Origin of the sequence: Micromonospora coxensis (assembly GCF_900090295.1) — a bacterium.
Taxonomy (GTDB): domain Bacteria; phylum Actinomycetota; class Actinomycetes; order Mycobacteriales; family Micromonosporaceae; genus Micromonospora; species Micromonospora coxensis.
On the sequence record NZ_LT607753.1, the window covers coordinates 4534557 to 4550385 of the forward strand.

The window sequence follows — 15829 nt, forward strand, 5'->3', positions numbered from 1 at the left end:
CAGCAGGCGGTGGACCGGGTGGGGCCGCTGATCGGACGGCAGCGGCACGGCCGGCGTGATCCAGGCCACGGCCGGCAGGGTAATGCCGCACACATGTGGAGCGTTCAATGAGCGAGGGACCCCCTGACCCGGTAGTAGCCTGACCGCCGGACGCCGGTGGGGCGGAGACGGTGAGGTGGAGATGTCGGTGCGTCGGCACGTGGCGCGCCTGGTGACGGCGGGCGCCCTGCTGGGTGGCCTGCTGGTCGTCGGCGTCGTCCCCGCGTACGCGGACTCCGACCGGGTCGGGGTGCGGGCGGCGAGCGCCTTCGCCGCCGGTGGCTCTCCCGGCGGCGTCTCGCTGGAGGTGCGCAGGCGCACCGACGGGTGCGTGCAGCTGCGCACGTCGATCGGGCTGCGCCTGACGGGGTTGAACCCCGACCGGGTGCGGGTACAGGTGAACGTCGGAGGCCGCTGGTTCCCGGTGGCGGTCTCCGGTGGCGGTGGCAGCGTGGCCACCGCCCGTACCTCGCCGGCCGGTGCGACGTTGTGCAAGGGGAAGAGCATCACCGTCCGGTACCGGGTCGCGTTCCTCGCGGGCGCACCCGCGGGCCGGTTGGAGGTGGTCGGCGAGGCGACGACCGCGGTCGGCCGGCTCGTCGGCCGGGCCGTGGACACCTCCCGGGTCGGTGGTCGGGCTGCCGCCTCCCCGACGCCGAGCAGCAGGCCCACCCCGACCCCCAGCCCGAGCGCGATCGAGACCCCCGCCACGGACGAGCCGAATCGGGCCGTCCTCGCCGCCCCGACCACCGGCCAGGCCACCGCCGCTGCCGAAGAGTCCTCCGGAGGATCCATGCTCATGTGGTTCGGCATCGCCCTGGTCGCCGTCGGCGTCGGGCTGATCGCCCTTCTCGTCCGCAACAACCGCAAGGACCGCTCGCACGCCGAGGGGCCGGCGGCCCACCCGGGCGTGCCGTTGCCGCGCAACCCCGGTCCGACCACCTACCGCTCCGGCGGCGGGCTGCCGGGCGGCACCCCGGCGCCGACCGGCCAGGTGTACGGCCAGCAGGCCCCTCCCGTGCCCCGCTCCAGCGGCCTCTACGGCAGCCCCGGCGCGTACCCGACGGTCAACCCGGCGTCCCGCCCCACCGGCGGCGTGTACGGCGCTCCGGCCGCGCCGGACCGCGCGCACCCGGGGCCGCAGCGGCCCACCTCGGCGCCGCCGGCCCCGCAGACCCCGCCGCCCGCCGGCGGTGACGCGACGACGGTGATGCCCCGCCTGCCCGGCTAGGACGGGACGGGCCCGTCCGCTCCGATACGCTCAGGTTCGTTGACGACCTGCTGCCGAGGAGCGAAACCGGTGTCTGACCTGTCCCAGATCGTGAAGGCGTACGACGTCCGGGGGACGGTGCCCGACCAGTGGGACGAGCGTACGGCTGAGGCCCTCGGGGCGGCGTTCACCCAGGTCCTCAACGCCGGCGGCGAGCCGGGTGAGGCGGTGCTGATCGCGCACGACATGCGCGCCACCGGTCCCGGCCTGGCGGCTGCCTTCGCGGCCGGCGTCCGGGCCGAGGGGCGGCGGGTGATCGAGCTGGGGCTGGCCTCCACCGACATGCTCTACTACGCCTCCGGCGCGCTGGACCTGCCCGGGGCGATGTTCACCGCCAGCCACAACCCGGCGCAGTACAACGGCATCAAGATGTGCCGGTCCGGCGCCCGCCCCATCGGGCAGGACAGCGGCCTGGCCGACATCCGGGAGCGGGCCCAGGCCCTGCTGGACCGCGGTGAGCGTCCGGCCGGTGAGCCGGTGGCCCCGGCCGAGCGGCGGGACCTGCTCGCCGACTACGCCGCCTACCTGCGCAAGCTGGTCGACCTGTCGACCATCCGGCCGCTGAAGGTGGTCGTGGACGCGGGCAACGGCATGGGCGGGCACACCGTGCCCACCGTGCTCGGTGACGCCGCCCTGCCGGCCCTGCCGCTGGAGATCGTGCCGCTCTACTTCGAGCTGGACGGCACCTTCCCCAACCACGAGGCGAACCCCCTGGACCCGAAGAACCTGGTCGACCTGCAGCGTGCCGTGGTCGCGCACGGCGCGGACATCGGCCTGGCCTTCGACGGGGACGCCGACCGCTGCTTCGTCGTCGACGAGCGGGGCGAGCCGGTCTCCCCGTCGGCGATCACCGCCCTGGTCGCGGCCCGTGAGCTGGCCAAGCACCCCGGCTCCACGGTGATCCACAACCTGATCACCTCCCGCGCGGTGCCGGAGATCATCCGGGAGCACGGCGGCGAGCCGGTGGTGGCCCGGGTCGGGCACTCCTTCATCAAGGCCGAGATGGCCCGGACCAACGCGATCTTCGGCGGCGAGCACTCCGCGCACTACTACTTCCGCGACTTCTGGTTCGCCGACACCGGCATGCTCGCCGCCATGCACACCCTGGCCGCGCTGGGCGAGCAGTCCCAGCCGCTGTCGATCCTGGCTGGTGTCTTCGAGCGGTACGTCGCCTCCGGTGAGATCAACTCCACGGTGGCGGACCAGGCGGCGAAGGTCGCCGAGGTGCGTGCCGCGTACCCGGAGGCGGAGGCCGACGAGCTGGACGGGCTGACCCTGCGCTTCCCCGACGGGGCCTGGTTCAACCTGCGTGCCTCCAACACCGAGCCGTTGCTGCGGCTCAACGTCGAGGGCCCGACCGAGGAGCGGATGATCTCGCTGCGCGACGAGGTGCTGGAGCGGGTTCGCCGATAAGATCCCCAGCGCCGGTCGGCACCGCCGGCCGACGACGACCGCACAGTGGAAGGAGCCGCACCGTGGCCCTGGACCCGCAGTTGCTCGAGATCCTCGCCTGCCCGGACACACACCACGCCCCGCTGGACTACGACGCGCAGGCGCAGACCCTCACCTGCACCGAGTGCGGCCGGGTCTTCGAGGTCCGCGACGACGTGCCGGTGCTGCTGCTGGACGAGGCGCGCGGCGGGCCGGAGGCGCAGCGGTGATGGACGGGACGGCCGGCGTCAGCGGCCGGCGGGTGGCCGACGAGGCCGTGCTGGACGACCCGGACACCTTCGCCGAGCAGGACCCGGGCGGCATGCTCCGGTTCACCGCCTCCGCGGGCGCCCAGGTGCGCGAGTCGGCGGCCCTGGCCGCCGAGGCGAACCTGCAGCTGCTGGAGGACGAGGGCCGGCCCCGCGCGGTCGTCATCGCCGGCATCGGCACCGCCGGGCGTACCGGTGACGTGCTCGCCACGGTGGCCGGGCCGCGCTGCCCGGTGCCGGTGATCCCGCACCGCAGCGCCGGCGTGCCCGGCTGGGTCGGCGCGGCCGACGTGGTGATCGCGGTCAGCGCCTCCGGTCGCAGCCCCGAGGCGCTGGGCGCCGCCGAGGCCGCGCACCGTCGGGGCGCCCGCCTGGTCGCGGTCGGCGCGCCGGACTCGCAGTTGCAGTCGGTGGCGGAGCGGGCCCGCGCGCCGTTCATCCCGGTGCCCCGGCGCGCCCCGGCCCGGGCCAGCCTCTGGGCGCTCACCGTGCCGGTGCTGCTGGCCGCCCGTACGCTCGGCCTCGTGAAGGTCAACGAGGCGGATCTGGCCGAGACCGCGGCCCGGCTGGACGCCGACGCCGACCGGTGCCGGCCGACCGCCGAGTCCTTCGTCAATCCGGCGAAATCGCTGGCGCTGGGGCTGGCCGGGTCGATCCCGATCGTGTGGGGATCGTCCCCGCTGGCCACGGTCGCGGCGCGGCGGTTCGGCGACACCCTCTCGGCCAACGCCCGCTACCCGGTGGTGACCGGGGCGCTCGGTGAGGCCGGCCGGGGCCGGGTCGGCCTGCTCGACGGCGTGTTCGGCGGGCTGGTCGAGTCGACGCGGGACATCTTCGCCGACCCGGCCGACGTCGAGGCCGACCCGACCCGGCTGCGGCTGGTGCTGCTGCGCGACGGTGGTCTGAACGCCGAGGACGACACCGACGAGCCGCTGGCCGTCGAGGAGCGCCGCGCCGACGCGGTGCAGACCCTCGCCGAGCGGCGCGGGGTCCGCTGCGACGTGGTGACCGCCGAGGGCGGCTCGGCGCTGGAACGGCTCGCCTCACTGGTCGCGGTGCCCGACTTCGCCTCGATCTACCTCGCACTGGCCCACGGCCTGGACCCGATGGCGGTCCCGGCGATCACCGAGATGAAGGAGCTGGCAAACCAGTGAACGACCGCAGGGAGCGAACCATCCGGTTCAGCAGCGTGGCGCCTCCCGCCGCCGCGCGGCAGCCCGGAGTGGCGGCGTGAGCGCCAGCGGCGGGACGAAGGCGATCGTCGCCGCCCTGCTGGCCAACGTCGGCATCGCCGTCACCAAGTTCATCGCCTTCCTGCTGACGGGTTCGTCGTCGATGCTGGCGGAGTCGATCCACTCGGTGGCCGACTCGGGCAACCAGGGCCTGCTGCTGCTCGGCGGCAAGCGGGCCAAGCGGGAGGCCACCCCGCAGCATCCCTTCGGGTACGGCCGGGAGCGCTACGTCTACGCGTTCATCGTGTCGATCGTGCTGTTCACCGTCGGTGGTCTGTTCGCCCTCTACGAGGCGTACCACAAGTGGCACGAGGGCGGTGGCATCGACGAGTACAAGGCGGTGCCGGTCGTCGTGCTGGTGGTGGCGATCATCATGGAGTCGTTCTCCTTCCGGACCGCCATCGTGGAGTCGAACCACGTCCGGGGCAACCAGTCGTGGGTGAAGTTCGTCCGCCGGGCCAAGGCGCCCGAGCTGCCGGTGGTGCTGCTGGAGGACCTGGGCGCGCTGGTCGGTCTGGTCTTCGCGCTCTTCGGCGTCAGCATGACCCTGATCACCGGCAACGGTGTGTGGGACGCGCTCGGCACCGCGATGATCGGTGTGCTGCTGGTGACGATCGCGGTCATCCTGGCCATCGAGACCAAGAGCCTGCTGCTCGGCGAGGGCGCGGACGAGCACGACGTCGCCGCGATCGAGAAGGCGGTCGCCGAGGGCCCGGAGGTCGAGCGGATCATCCACATGAAGACGCTCTACCTGGGGCCGGAGGAGCTGATGGTGGCCGCCAAGATCGGCGTGCCGCCCTGCGACAACGTCGAGAAGCTGGCCCGCGACATCAACGCCGTCGAGGACCGGATCAGGGCCGCCGTGCCGCTCGCCCGGGTCATCTACCTGGAGCCGGACGTCTACAACCCGGCAGCCGCCGGGCGGGCGGACGCGGCGCGGTCCGAGGCCGGTACGGACGAGGTGTCGGGGCGGGCCGGAGGCTGAGCGTGGAACTGCTGTACGGGCCGATCCGCGACTACGCCTGGGGGTCCCGCTCGGCCATCGCCGAGTTGCAGGGGCGCCCGGTGCCCAGCGACGGACCGGAGGCGGAGCTGTGGCTGGGCGCCCACCCGGGCGCCCCGGCCATGGTCGACCGGGACGGCAACCGGGTGAGCCTGGTCGACCTGCTGGTCGCCGAGCCGGACCACTGGCTCGGCGAGCGGGTGGTCGACCGGTTCGGCACCCGGATGCCGTTCCTGATGAAGGTGCTCGCCGCGGACGCCCCGCTGAGCCTGCAGGCGCACCCGGACGCCGAGCAGGCCCGGGCCGGTCACGCCGCCGACGCGGCGCGCACCGACGGGCACCGCAACTACGTCGACCCGTACCACAAGCCGGAGCTGCTGGTCGCCATCTCGCCGATGGAGGCGCTCTGCGGCTTCCGGGACCCGGCCGAGTCGGCGGAGGTGCTCGCCGCGTTCGGCGTACCGGCGCTGGAGCCGGTGGTGGCGGCGCTGCGCGCCGGACCGGACGGGCTCCGGGAGGCCGTACGCCTGCTGCTGACCTGGCCCGCGGCGGAGCGGGCCGGGCTGGTCGAGGCGGTGGTGGCGGCGGACGTCGCGGGCCCGGACGCCGAGCTGGCGCGGGCGCTGGCCGCCGGCTACCCGGGCGACCCGGGGGTGCTGGTGGCGTTGCTGCTGCACCACGTGAAGCTGGCGCCGGGGGAGGCGATCTGGATGCCGGCCGGCAACCTGCACGCCTACCTGCGGGGCACCGGCGTGGAGGTCATGGCGGCCAGCGACAACGTGTTGCGCGGTGGGCTGACCCCGAAGCACGTGGACGTCGACGAGCTGCTGCGGGTGCTCCGGTTCGAGGTGCTGGTCGACCCGGTGGTCACCGCGCGGCCGGTGGCGCCGGGAGTGGTCTGCTGGCCGGTGCCGGTGGACGACTTCGCGCTGCACCGGGTGACGGTGGACGCGGCCACGCCGCAGGTGCGGCTGCCGTTGCCGGGGCCCCGGGTGGTGCTCTGCCGGGCCGGCAAGCTCTCGGTGGACGACGGGGCCGGCGTGGTCACCCTCGGCCCGGGGCAGGCCGCCGTGGGCACGGCGGTGGCGCAGTCGCTGGTCTTCTCCGGCGAGGGTGAGGCGTTCGTCGCGACCTGCGGCGGCCACTGACCCGTCCGGTAGTCCAGCGAGGGCCTCGCCTGGATGACACGAGTCCGACTTTCCCGAAATGGCTTGACTCGGCTGTGGCGCAGTGTGACTCTATGAGTACGCAGCGTTGTCGTGACGACAGTCCGAGAACGTGCGGGGGAACCAAACCGGGGGGATGCACGGGGCGGCCGGCCGTGGACGGAACTCAGTCCACACCGACCGCCCCGTGCGCTGTCCGCCCTCATTCATGGCGGTGCTCCCCGCGACCTCCGGGCACGCGCGTAAGGTGGAGGGTCGCGCAGCACAACGTTCGACAGGAGCTTCCATGACCAGCACCCTCCCGGCGTCCACCAGTGGCGCCCGGCCGAGCACCCTCGCCGAGGGCGACTACAAGGTGGCGGATCTGTCGCTCGCCGAGTTCGGGCGCAAGGAGATCCGGCTCGCCGAGCACGAGATGCCCGGCCTGATGGCCATCCGTCGCGAGTTCGCCGACGCGCAGCCGCTGGCCGGCGCGCGCATCACCGGCTCGCTGCACATGACCATCCAGACCGCCGTCCTGATCGAGACCCTGGTCGCGCTCGGCGCGCAGGTCCGGTGGGCGTCCTGCAACATCTTCTCGACCCAGGACCACGCCGCCGCGGCGATCGTGGTGGGCCCGGAGGGCACCCCGGAGGCCCCGGCCGGTGTCCCGGTCTACGCCTGGAAGGGCGAGACCCTCGAGGAGTACTGGTGGTGCACCGAGCAGGTGCTGAACTGGCCGGACGGCCAGGGCCCCAACATGATCCTCGACGACGGTGGCGACGCCACCCTGCTCGTCCACAAGGGCGTCGAGTTCGAGAAGGCCGGCGTGGTCCCGCCGGTCGAGTCCGCCGACTCCGAGGAGTACGCGGTCATCCTGCAGCTGCTGCACCGCTCGCTGGCCGAGGACGGCCAGCGGTGGACCCGGGTCGCCTCCACCATCAAGGGCGTGACCGAGGAGACCACCACCGGCGTGCACCGCCTCTACGAGATGCACCGCGCCGGCACCCTGCTCTTCCCGGCCATCAACGTCAACGACTCGGTGACCAAGAGCAAGTTCGACAACAAGTACGGCTGCCGCCACTCGCTCATCGACGGCATCAACCGGGCCACCGACGTGCTCATCGGCGGCAAGATGGCCGTCGTGCTCGGCTACGGCGACGTGGGCAAGGGCTGCGCCGAGTCGCTGCGCGGCCAGGGCGCCCGCGTCGTGGTGACCGAGGTCGACCCGATCTGCGCGCTCCAGGCGGCGATGGACGGCTACCAGGTCGCCACCCTGGAGGACGTGGTCGAGCAGGCCGACATCTTCATCACCGCGACCGGCTGCTTCGACGTCATCACCAACGAGCACATGGCCCGGATGAAGCACCAGGCCATCGTCGGCAACATCGGCCACTTCGACAACGAGATCGACATGGCCGGCCTGGCGAAGCGTCCGGACGTCACCCGGGAGAACATCAAGCCGCAGGTCGACGTGTGGCGCTTCGACGACGGCCACGCCATCATCGTGCTCTCCGAGGGCCGCCTGCTGAACCTGGGCAACGCCACCGGCCACCCGAGCTTCGTGATGTCGAACTCGTTCGCCAACCAGACGATCGCCCAGATCGAGCTGTTCACCAAGACCGACGAGTACCCGGTCGGCGTGTACGTGCTGCCGAAGCACCTGGACGAGAAGGTCGCCCGGCTGCACCTGGACGCCCTCGGCGCCAAGCTGACCGAGCTCACCAAGGAGCAGGCCGCGTACCTCGGCGTCTCCGTGGAGGGTCCGTTCAAGCCGGAGCACTACCGCTACTGAGTTCCACCCGCAGACCGGGTCGGCCGCCGCGCGGCCGGCCCGGTCTGCTGTCGGGTACGCCCGGCGTCGGTCGGCGCGGGAGGTCAGCGCGGGCCGGGGCGGCGTCGGTCGGGGCGGATCCAGGTCCAGACGCACCAGGCCAGCCAGGCGAGCGAGACCGCGGTCGCGAGGGCGCGCAGGCGCAGCGCGCTGAGGACGACGACCACCGCCAGCACCGCCAGCCAGGGACCGAACCCTCTCATCCGCACCCCCTCCGCGCGACGGCGTCGGCCCTGGTCGTGGCGGTGCGGCCCGCCCTCCCGTCGCGTGACGGCCCCACGGTCACCCGAGGGCCGGCGGGCCGGTGCGGGCGGCGGGGACCGACGGGCGGACGGAGGTCGGCGCGGACTCCGGCGTGGCGGTGGACGCCGGGGTGGGCTGCGGGGCCGGGGTGAGCTGCGGGACCGGGTGCAGTTCCGGCCACAGGGTGGCGGTCACCGCCCGGGTACGGCGCAGCCGCAGCGCCCCCCGACGGTTCCGTTCGGCCAGCACCGCGGCGAGCAGCAGCGGCTCGGGCACGCCCCGCGGCGGGGGCGGGGAGGTCACTGCCGCCACCTCGCTCCACAGCCCCTGCGCCAGCCGGGTCCGGGACGGCTCGGTGAGCCCGTGCGCCCGGGTCAGGTACTGCCGTACGGCAAGCGCCAACGCGTCGTCCAGCCGGGTCAGGTCCAGCGTGACCGCCCAGCCGACCAGCGGCGGAATGATCATCGGGGCCGGTCGCCACGACTGGGCCGTACGGGTGTGCACGACCATCGTGCCGGCCACCAGGTCGCCCAGTCGTCGCCCACGCCGGTCGGTCAGCATCACCGTCACGCCGGCCACCCAGCTGAGCAGGGGCAGCACCAGGCCCGGCCACTCCACCGCCACCCCGACCAGGGCCCGGGTCAACGACTGTCGCAGCCCGACCGGGCCGCCGTCGGCGCTGACCACCCGCAGGCCGACCGCCATCTTGCCCGGCGTACGCCCGTGGCAGAAGCGCTCGAAGAGCACCGGGTAGCCGACCAGCGCGAACACCAGGAAGACCGTCGCGAGGCCCTGGAAGAAGGCGCCGTCGACCAGCCCGGCGGGCAGCAGCTGCGTGGCCAGCGCGCTCAGCAGGATCGCCAGCAGCAGGGTCAGCGCCGCCTGGACGACGATGTCCAGCAGCAGCGCCAGCACCCGGGAGCCGAGTCGGGCGGCGCGTACGTCCAGCTCGACGGCCTCGCCGCTGACCAGGCCGGCGTCGGCCCAGCCCGGGGCACGGCCGGCCGTGCCGGTCGGAACGGGCACCGGTGGTTGCGCGGTCACCCGCACAGTGAACACTATGAGCGCCGGACGGGGGAGGACGAGTGGATCTCGACGCGTACGTCGCCGAGCACGAACACGAGTGGCGGCGGCTGGACCAGCTCTGCGGCCGGCGTCGGCCGGACGCCGACGAGATCGACGAGATGGTGGCGCTCTACCAGCGGGCGACCACCCACCTCTCCGCGCTGCGCAGCCGGTCGCCCGACCCGGCCCTGGTCAGCCGCCTGTCCCAGCTGGTGCTGCGGGCCCGGGCCCGGATCGCCGGACGGCGTGGCCCGTCCTGGGCGGCGGTGGCCCGGTTCCTCACCGTCGGCTTCCCGGTGGCGGTCTACCGGGCGTGGCCCTGGTGGTGCGCGGTGTCGACCGGGTTCACCGCGCTCAGCTTCTTCCTGATCTGGTACGTCGCCGGCAACCCGGACACCGCCGCGGCGTTCATCGGCCCGGAGGCGGCGGCCGACCTGGTCGACTCCGGCTTCGCCGGCTACTACACCGAGTTCTCCGCGCCGACCTTCGCCTTCCACCTCTGGACGCACAACGCCTGGATCGCCGCCCAGTGCCTGGCCTCCGGGGTGCTCGTCGTGCCGGTGTTCTACCTGCTGTGGCAGAACGCGCTCAACGTCGGCGTGGTGGGCGGGGTGATGGTCTCCTACGGCCGGGCCGACGTCTTCTTCGGCCTGATCACCCCGCACGGGCTGCTCGAACTGACCGGCGTGTTCGTCGCCGCCGGGGTGGGATTGCGGACCGCCTGGGCGTGGATCTCCCCGCCGTCGCACCTGACCCGGGGGCGGGCGGTGGCCGAGGCGGGACGCTCGGCGATCCTGGTCGCCGTCGGCCTGGTCGGGCTCTTCGCCGTCTCCGCGCTGCTGGAGGCCTTCGTGACCCCGGCGCCGGTGCCGACCGTGCTGCGCGTGGGCGTCGGCGCCGCCGTCTGGCTGGGCTTCCTCGGGTACGTCGTGGTGCTCGGCCGGCGCGCGGTCCGCGCCGAGTCCGCCCGCGCCGAGCGCACCGACCCCTGGCTGGCCGAACTCTGGCCCTCCGCCGACCCCACCCGCGCCTGGCACCCCACCCGCCGCTGACCCGCCTCGGCCCTGGTGACCGTCGATCAGGACGTTGTGGTCGTCCCGCCCGGCGTGTCGGTACCCGAACTTCTTGATCGACCAGGTGGGCGGTGGTCAGAGTTGGCCGAGGGCCTTGAGGCGGAGGTAGGCGTCGGCGACGGTGGGGGCGAGGCGGTCGGCCGGGGCGTCGACCACGGTGACCCCGTAGCGGGCCAGGGCGGCGCGGACCCGGCCCCGCTCCGCCAACGCCCGCCAGCCCGCCGCCGCCGCGTACGCGTCGCCGGGGCGGGTCGGCTCGGCAGTGGTGAGGCCGGTGAGCACCGGATCGTGCACGGCCGCCACCACCACCCGGTGCCGGGCCGCCAGCCGGGGCAGCACCGGCAGCAGCCCCTCACCCAGCGCGCCCGCCTCCAGGGCGGTGAAGAGCACCACCAGGCTGCGCTGCCGCTCCCGGCGCAGGATCTCCCCGGCGATCAGTTCGAAGTCCGTCTCCACCAGCGCCGGTTGCAGCGGCGCGAGCGCGGTCACCAGCCGGTTGAGCAGGGCCGGTCGGCCGCTGCCGGTCACCGTGGCCCGGATCGTGGCGTCCGCGGCGAGCAGGTCGACGCGGTCGCCGGCCCGAGCCGCCAGCGCGGTGAGCAGCAGCGCCGCGTCGATGGCGGTGTCCAGCCGGGGCTCGTCGCCGACCCGTACCGCCGAGGTGCGGCCGGTGTCCAGCACGCAGACCAGCCGGCGGTCGCGCTCCGGACGCCAGGTGCGCACCAGCACGTCGGCCCGGCGGGCGCTGGCCCGCCAGTCGATCGAGCGCACGTCGTCGCCGACCACGTACTCGCGCAGGGTGTCGAACTCGGTGCCCTGGCCCCGGCCCCGGGTCACCTGGGTGCCGTCGATCACCCGCAGCCGGGACAGCTTCTCCGGCAGGTGCCGGCGGGAGTCGAAGCGGGGCAGCACCCGCAGCGTCCAGGCCGGGGTGTCGGGCCGCCCGGCCCGCTGCCGGAAGGCCAACCCCAGCGGCCCGTGCGAGCGCACCGTCAGGGCCACCGCCGGCCGGTCGCCGCGCCGGGTCGGGGTCAGCCGGCCGGGCAGCACCGCCGTCGCGCCGGGCTCCACCCGGGTCACCCGCTCCGGCGGTACGTCCGCCACCGCGCCCGCCGAGGGCACCCAGGCGTCGCGCACCTGGGCGCGCAGCGTACGGCCGGAGGTGTTGGTCAGGCGCAGCGTGACGGTGGCGGTGCCGCCGAGGCGTACCGACCGGTCACCGTCGCGGGTGGCGGTGAGCGCGTGCAGCGGGGCGGCGAGCGCCCAGTCCAGGGCGCAGAGCAGCAGCACGCCGCCGGTCATCACCGCGACGCCGAGGAGCGGGTCCGGCCAGACCGGCAGGGTCGGCGCGCCCACCAGCAGCAGGACGCCCGCCCGCCAGGTCATCGGGGCGTCGGCACGGTGGCGAGCACCGTGTCCAGCACCGCGTCCACCCCGACGCCCTCCAGTTCCACCTCCGGACGCAACCGCAGCCGGTGCCGCAGCGTCGGCCGGGCGGTCGCCTTCACGTCGTCCGGGGTGACGTGGTCCCGCCCGGCCAGCCAGGCCCACGCCTTGGCGGTGCTGAGCAGGGCCGTGGCCCCCCGGGGCGAGGCGCCCAGCTCCAGCGCCGGGGTGGCCCGGGTGGCCCGGCACAGGTCCACGATGTAGGCGAGGACCGGCTCGGCCACGTACACCCGGCCGACCGACTCCCGCGCGGCGGCCAGGTCGGCCGCGGTGGCCACCGGCCGTACGCCCGCGGCGGCCAGGTCACGCGGGTCGAAGCCGGCATGGTGGGCGCGCAGCACGCCCAGCTCCTCGTCCCGGGTGGGCAGCGGCACGGTGAGCTTGAGCAGGAACCGGTCCAGCTGCGCCTCGGGCAGCGGGTAGGTGCCCTCGTACTCGATCGGGTTCTGGGTGGCGGCCACGATGAACGGGTCGGGCAGCGGACGGCGGGACCCCTCGACGGAGACCTGCCGCTCCTCCATCACCTCCAGCAGCGCCGACTGGGTCTTCGGCGGCGTCCGGTTGATCTCGTCGGCGAGCAGCAGGTTGGTGAAGACCGGCCCCTCCCGGAAGGTGAACGCGGCGGTGTGCGGGTCGAAGATCAGCGACCCGGTGACGTCGCCCGGCATCAGGTCGGGGGTGAACTGCACCCGCTTCGACCCGAGGTCCAGCGCGGTGGCGACGGTGCGGATCAGCAGCGTCTTGGCCACTCCCGGGACGCCCTCCAGCAGCACGTGGCCCCGGCAGAGCAGGGCGATCACCAGGCCGGTGACCACGGCGTCCTGCCCGACGACCGCCTTGGCCACCTCGGCGCGCAACCGGTGCAGGGCGGCGCGGGCGTCGTCCGTGCCGGCGGTGGCGGGCGCGGCGGGTGCGACGGGGTGGGTCACCGGGGGTCTCCTTCGGTCGGGTGGTCGGGGACTGCCGTGACCGTACGGGTCACCCGGTCCAGTGACCGGGCCAGCGCCAGCAGTTCGGCGTCGGTGCTCGGCTCGGCCCCGTACAGCAGCTCGTGGACCTCGTCGGCGGTGCCGCCGGCGCGGGCGGCGACGAGCGCGGCGACCTCGGCGGGCGGCGTGGTGGCGGGCAGGTTCAGCCGGGTCAGCAGCCGGTCGAGGGTGGCCGCGCGCAGCGTACCGGCGGCCGGGCCGCGTGCCCGCGCCTGCCGGTAGAGCCGGGCCCGGCCGAGCACCGTCTCGGCGGCGCGGACCTGCACCGGCAGTGGCTCGCCCACGGGTGGGCCGAGCCGGCGGGCGCGCCAGAGCACCACCAGCAGCGCGGCCAGGGCGAGCTGGAGCAGCAGCGCCCAGAACCAGGGCGGGAAGGTCGACCAGAGCGGGTTCTCCGGCGGCGGCGGCCCGTCGGCCCGGTCCTGCTCGTCGCCGTCGTCGCCATCGCCGTTGCTGTCGCCGCCGGGTCCGCCGGGTCCGCCCGGACCGCCGTCCCCGGTGCCGGTGCCGCTGCCGTCGCCCCAGGTGGTGGAGCCGCCCGGGGCCGGCGACCAGGCCGGCGGGCCGCTGCTGCCGGTGCCGAAGTGCGGGGGCGGCGCGGGACCGTCCAGGTCGAGCCAGACCACCCGGCCGCGTCCGCCGAGCAGCCCGGTGGCCAGCGCCTCGTTGCCCCACTCGCCGATCCGGTCGTTGCGGAACGGGTCGCTGGCGCCGATCACCACCACGTCCGCGGCCCAGGGCAGCTGGACCAGGCCGCCGGAGTAGCAGCGGCGCAGGTCGCCGCCGTAGCCGGGGGGCGCGGCGTAGCCCTGGAGCCGGGCGGCGGCGGTGCCGGCCCGGTCCGCCTCGGGCAGCGGGCACGGCCGTCCGTCCGTCTCCGGCCCGACCGCGCGGGCGGCCCAGCGCCGGTCGGTGGGCGCCACCGGCAGGTCGACCGACTCCAGCACCCGCCGCGACGGGTCGACCAGCACCAGCCGGCTGCCGGCGGGCAGGTCGCCCAGCGCGCCCACGGTGTCGGGGTGCAGCAGTTCCGGGGCCGGTACGAAGAGGGTCGCCGGCCGGCCGTCGAGCGCCAGCAGCGCCCGCAGGGTGTCCGTCTCCCGCTGCACCGTGACGCCCTGCCCGCGCAGCGCCTCGGCGAGCCGGCTGCCCCCGTCGTCGCCGGTCGCCACCGGGGAGAGGAAGCCCCGGTCACCGGGATCGGGCTGGTCGGCCGCGTGGGTGACCAGGGTGACCGTGACCAGCACGGCGGCGACGGCGAACGGGATCACGGCCCGGTGCCACCGTCGCCGCCGCCGGACGGGGGTGCTCGTCGCGGGCGCCGGTGCGGGTGGCGCGGCGGTGGCGGTCATCGCGGCTCCTCCGGGTGGCCGGCGAGCACCCGGTCGAGTTCGTCGGCGAGGTCCCGCATCCGCCGGTCGTGCGCGGCCGAGGCGGGACGGTGGGCGTACCAGAGTTCGGAGAAGATCGTGCCGGCCGCGCGCACCGGCTCCTCGACCGGTGGCCGGTTGCGGGCCGCCTCGTCGACCAGTTCGGTCACGGTCATGCCGGCGCGGTGCTCCACCGCCCCGACCGCGACCAGCCGGCGGACCATCGCGCGCAGCCGCTCCCGGACGGCCTCGGCGAAGCGCCCCTCGGCGGCCAGCCGGTCGGCCAGCGAGAGGCCGGGGCCGGCCGGCACGTCCGACTCGCCGTCGCGCGGGCGGGGCACCTCGGCCACCGCCTCCTCCGTGCGCGCCGGGCGGCGACGCCGGCGCCGCCGCCGGGGCCGGCGGAACCGGGGCAGCTGGGGCAGGCGTCGGGGCACCCAGGCGGGGAAGTGGTACCAGGCCAGCGCGGCCAGCGCGGCGACCAGCAGGAGCGCCACCGCCACGAGGGGCAGCGGGACGAGGTCGCCGAGCGCGGCGACGGCCTCGGTCCACCAGCGGCTGAAGCTCATCGGTCGGCCGCCAGCAGGACGGGTTCGGTCAGCCCGGCGGGGGAGCGGGAGAGCCGGATGTCCAGCCCCTCGGTGCGCATCCGGTTGTCCAGGTGCAGCACGGCGTCCAGGCAGGCCAGGGCGGGGTACGCGACGGCGTTCACCGCCGCGAAGACGGCCATCGCCATCAGCGCCCGTGCGCCGGCGTCCCGCAGGTCCACCAGGTCGAACGAGGCCAGCCCGTAGTACGCGCCGAGGGCGAGGCCGATCCGCAGCAGCCACCAGCCGAGGTAGCCGAGCAGCCGGATGGCCGCCGCCCGCGCCCCGCCGCGCAGCGCGAGCCCGGCCGCCCGGTCGAGCGCCCGCCACGCGGGGACCCGGTCGAGCACCAGGGCCGCCGCGAGGGAGCCCCACATCCCGAAGGCGAGCAACCAGACCGGCCCGGCCAGCGAGGCCAGCAGGACGAGGGCGCCGACGGGCGCGGCGAGCAGCAGGGTCGCGCCCCACCGGGCGCCCCGGGGGCGGAGCAGTTCGACCACGCCCGCGCGCCGGCCGAGCAGCGCGGCGCCGGCGGCCCGGGCGGCCGGGTTGCCGAGCAGCGTGACGATCACCGCCTCGGTCGCCGCGCCGACGGCCAGCACGAGCCAGATCCAGCCGAGGTCGTCCAGGTCCGCCACCCAGGTCGGCGGGTCGGCTCCGGCGACGCTGCGCAGCGGCAGCAGCAGGAGTTGTTCGCCGACGGCGAGCAGGGCCCCGAGCGGGATCAGCAGCCGGCCGTGGCCGCGCAGCAGCAGCACCGCGGAGTCGAGCAGTTCGCCCACGGTGAGCGGTCGCCGGGGGAGCACGGCGGTCGGGCCGACGTCGGGCAACAC

The 15829-nt window shown here is 75.2% G+C and carries 15 protein-coding genes; 8 read left to right on the plus strand and 7 right to left on the minus strand.

The genetic code is table 11. From position 1 onward, the window contains the following. The first annotated feature begins 181 nt into the window (after positions 1-181). The 7 genes from GA0070614_RS20795 to ahcY all read left to right on the plus strand — a co-directional run bounded on the left by GA0070614_RS20795 (position 182) and on the right by ahcY (position 8184). On the plus strand, positions 182-1270 hold the full coding sequence (locus tag GA0070614_RS20795; protein WP_088979556.1) for a hypothetical protein: 1089 nt from the start codon (positions 182-184) through the stop codon (positions 1268-1270). A gap of 69 nt (positions 1271-1339) precedes the next feature. Then, entirely contained in the window at positions 1340-2722 is a 1383-nt protein-coding gene (locus tag GA0070614_RS20800; protein WP_088977535.1) for a phosphomannomutase/phosphoglucomutase, read from the plus strand. A 62-nt stretch (positions 2723-2784) separates the two neighbouring features. Beyond that, the gene (locus tag GA0070614_RS20805) at positions 2785-2970 is read left to right on the plus strand and encodes a Trm112 family protein (RefSeq protein WP_088963849.1); all 186 of its coding nucleotides are present in this window, start codon (positions 2785-2787) and stop codon (positions 2968-2970) included. Further along, positions 2967-4163 carry an SIS domain-containing protein gene (locus GA0070614_RS20810; protein WP_088977536.1) on the plus strand — a complete coding sequence of 399 codons (1197 nt, stop codon included), beginning with the start codon at positions 2967-2969 and terminating at the stop codon, positions 4161-4163. Before GA0070614_RS20805 ends, GA0070614_RS20810 begins: the two co-directional genes overlap by 4 nt. A gap of 76 nt (positions 4164-4239) precedes the next feature. Next, positions 4240-5226 (plus strand): cation diffusion facilitator family transporter, encoded by a 987-nt coding sequence (locus GA0070614_RS20815; RefSeq protein WP_088977537.1) that lies wholly within the window; start codon positions 4240-4242, stop codon positions 5224-5226. Positions 5227-5228: 2 nt separating this feature from the next. Beyond that, on the plus strand, positions 5229-6392 hold the full coding sequence (gene manA / locus GA0070614_RS20820) for a mannose-6-phosphate isomerase, class I (protein WP_088977538.1): 1164 nt from the start codon (positions 5229-5231) through the stop codon (positions 6390-6392). A gap of 304 nt (positions 6393-6696) precedes the next feature. Continuing rightward, entirely contained in the window at positions 6697-8184 is a 1488-nt protein-coding gene (ahcY, locus tag GA0070614_RS20825; protein WP_088977539.1) for an adenosylhomocysteinase, read from the plus strand. Between the two features lie 83 nt (positions 8185-8267). On the opposite strand, the gene GA0070614_RS30625 is transcribed toward ahcY, so the two are convergent. Then, on the minus strand, positions 8268-8426 hold the full coding sequence (locus GA0070614_RS30625) for a hypothetical protein (RefSeq protein ID WP_172892472.1): 159 nt from the start codon (positions 8424-8426) through the stop codon (positions 8268-8270). Positions 8427-8505: 79 nt separating this feature from the next. Beyond that, on the minus strand, positions 8506-9528 hold the full coding sequence (locus tag GA0070614_RS20830) for an RDD family protein (protein WP_088977540.1): 1023 nt from the start codon (positions 9526-9528) through the stop codon (positions 8506-8508). A 23-nt stretch (positions 9529-9551) separates the two neighbouring features. Between GA0070614_RS20830 and GA0070614_RS20835 the strand changes: the two genes are divergently transcribed. Next, positions 9552-10583 (plus strand): stage II sporulation protein M, encoded by a 1032-nt coding sequence (locus tag GA0070614_RS20835; protein ID WP_088977541.1) that lies wholly within the window; start codon positions 9552-9554, stop codon positions 10581-10583. Between the two features lie 96 nt (positions 10584-10679). Here the strand turns inward: GA0070614_RS20835 and GA0070614_RS20840 are convergent, their stop codons facing one another. The 5 genes from GA0070614_RS20840 to GA0070614_RS20860 are packed head-to-tail and all read right to left on the minus strand — an operon-like array spanning position 10680 to position 15826. Next, positions 10680-11990 carry a DUF58 domain-containing protein gene (locus tag GA0070614_RS20840; protein WP_088977542.1) on the minus strand — a complete coding sequence of 437 codons (1311 nt, stop codon included), beginning with the start codon at positions 11988-11990 and terminating at the stop codon, positions 10680-10682. After that, entirely contained in the window at positions 11987-12979 is a 993-nt protein-coding gene (locus tag GA0070614_RS20845; protein WP_088977543.1) for an AAA family ATPase, read from the minus strand. The genes GA0070614_RS20840 and GA0070614_RS20845 overlap by 4 nt, the downstream gene beginning before the upstream one ends. Beyond that, on the minus strand, positions 12976-14391 hold the full coding sequence (locus tag GA0070614_RS20850) for a DUF4350 domain-containing protein (protein ID WP_088977544.1): 1416 nt from the start codon (positions 14389-14391) through the stop codon (positions 12976-12978). The genes GA0070614_RS20845 and GA0070614_RS20850 overlap by 4 nt, the downstream gene beginning before the upstream one ends. Further along, positions 14388-14978 carry a DUF4129 domain-containing protein gene (locus tag GA0070614_RS20855; RefSeq protein ID WP_088977545.1) on the minus strand — a complete coding sequence of 197 codons (591 nt, stop codon included), beginning with the start codon at positions 14976-14978 and terminating at the stop codon, positions 14388-14390. Before GA0070614_RS20855 ends, GA0070614_RS20850 begins: the two co-directional genes overlap by 4 nt. Continuing rightward, positions 14975-15826 carry a hypothetical protein gene (locus tag GA0070614_RS20860; RefSeq protein WP_088979557.1) on the minus strand — a complete coding sequence of 284 codons (852 nt, stop codon included), beginning with the start codon at positions 15824-15826 and terminating at the stop codon, positions 14975-14977. Before GA0070614_RS20860 ends, GA0070614_RS20855 begins: the two co-directional genes overlap by 4 nt. Between the last annotated feature and the right edge of the window lie 3 nt (positions 15827-15829).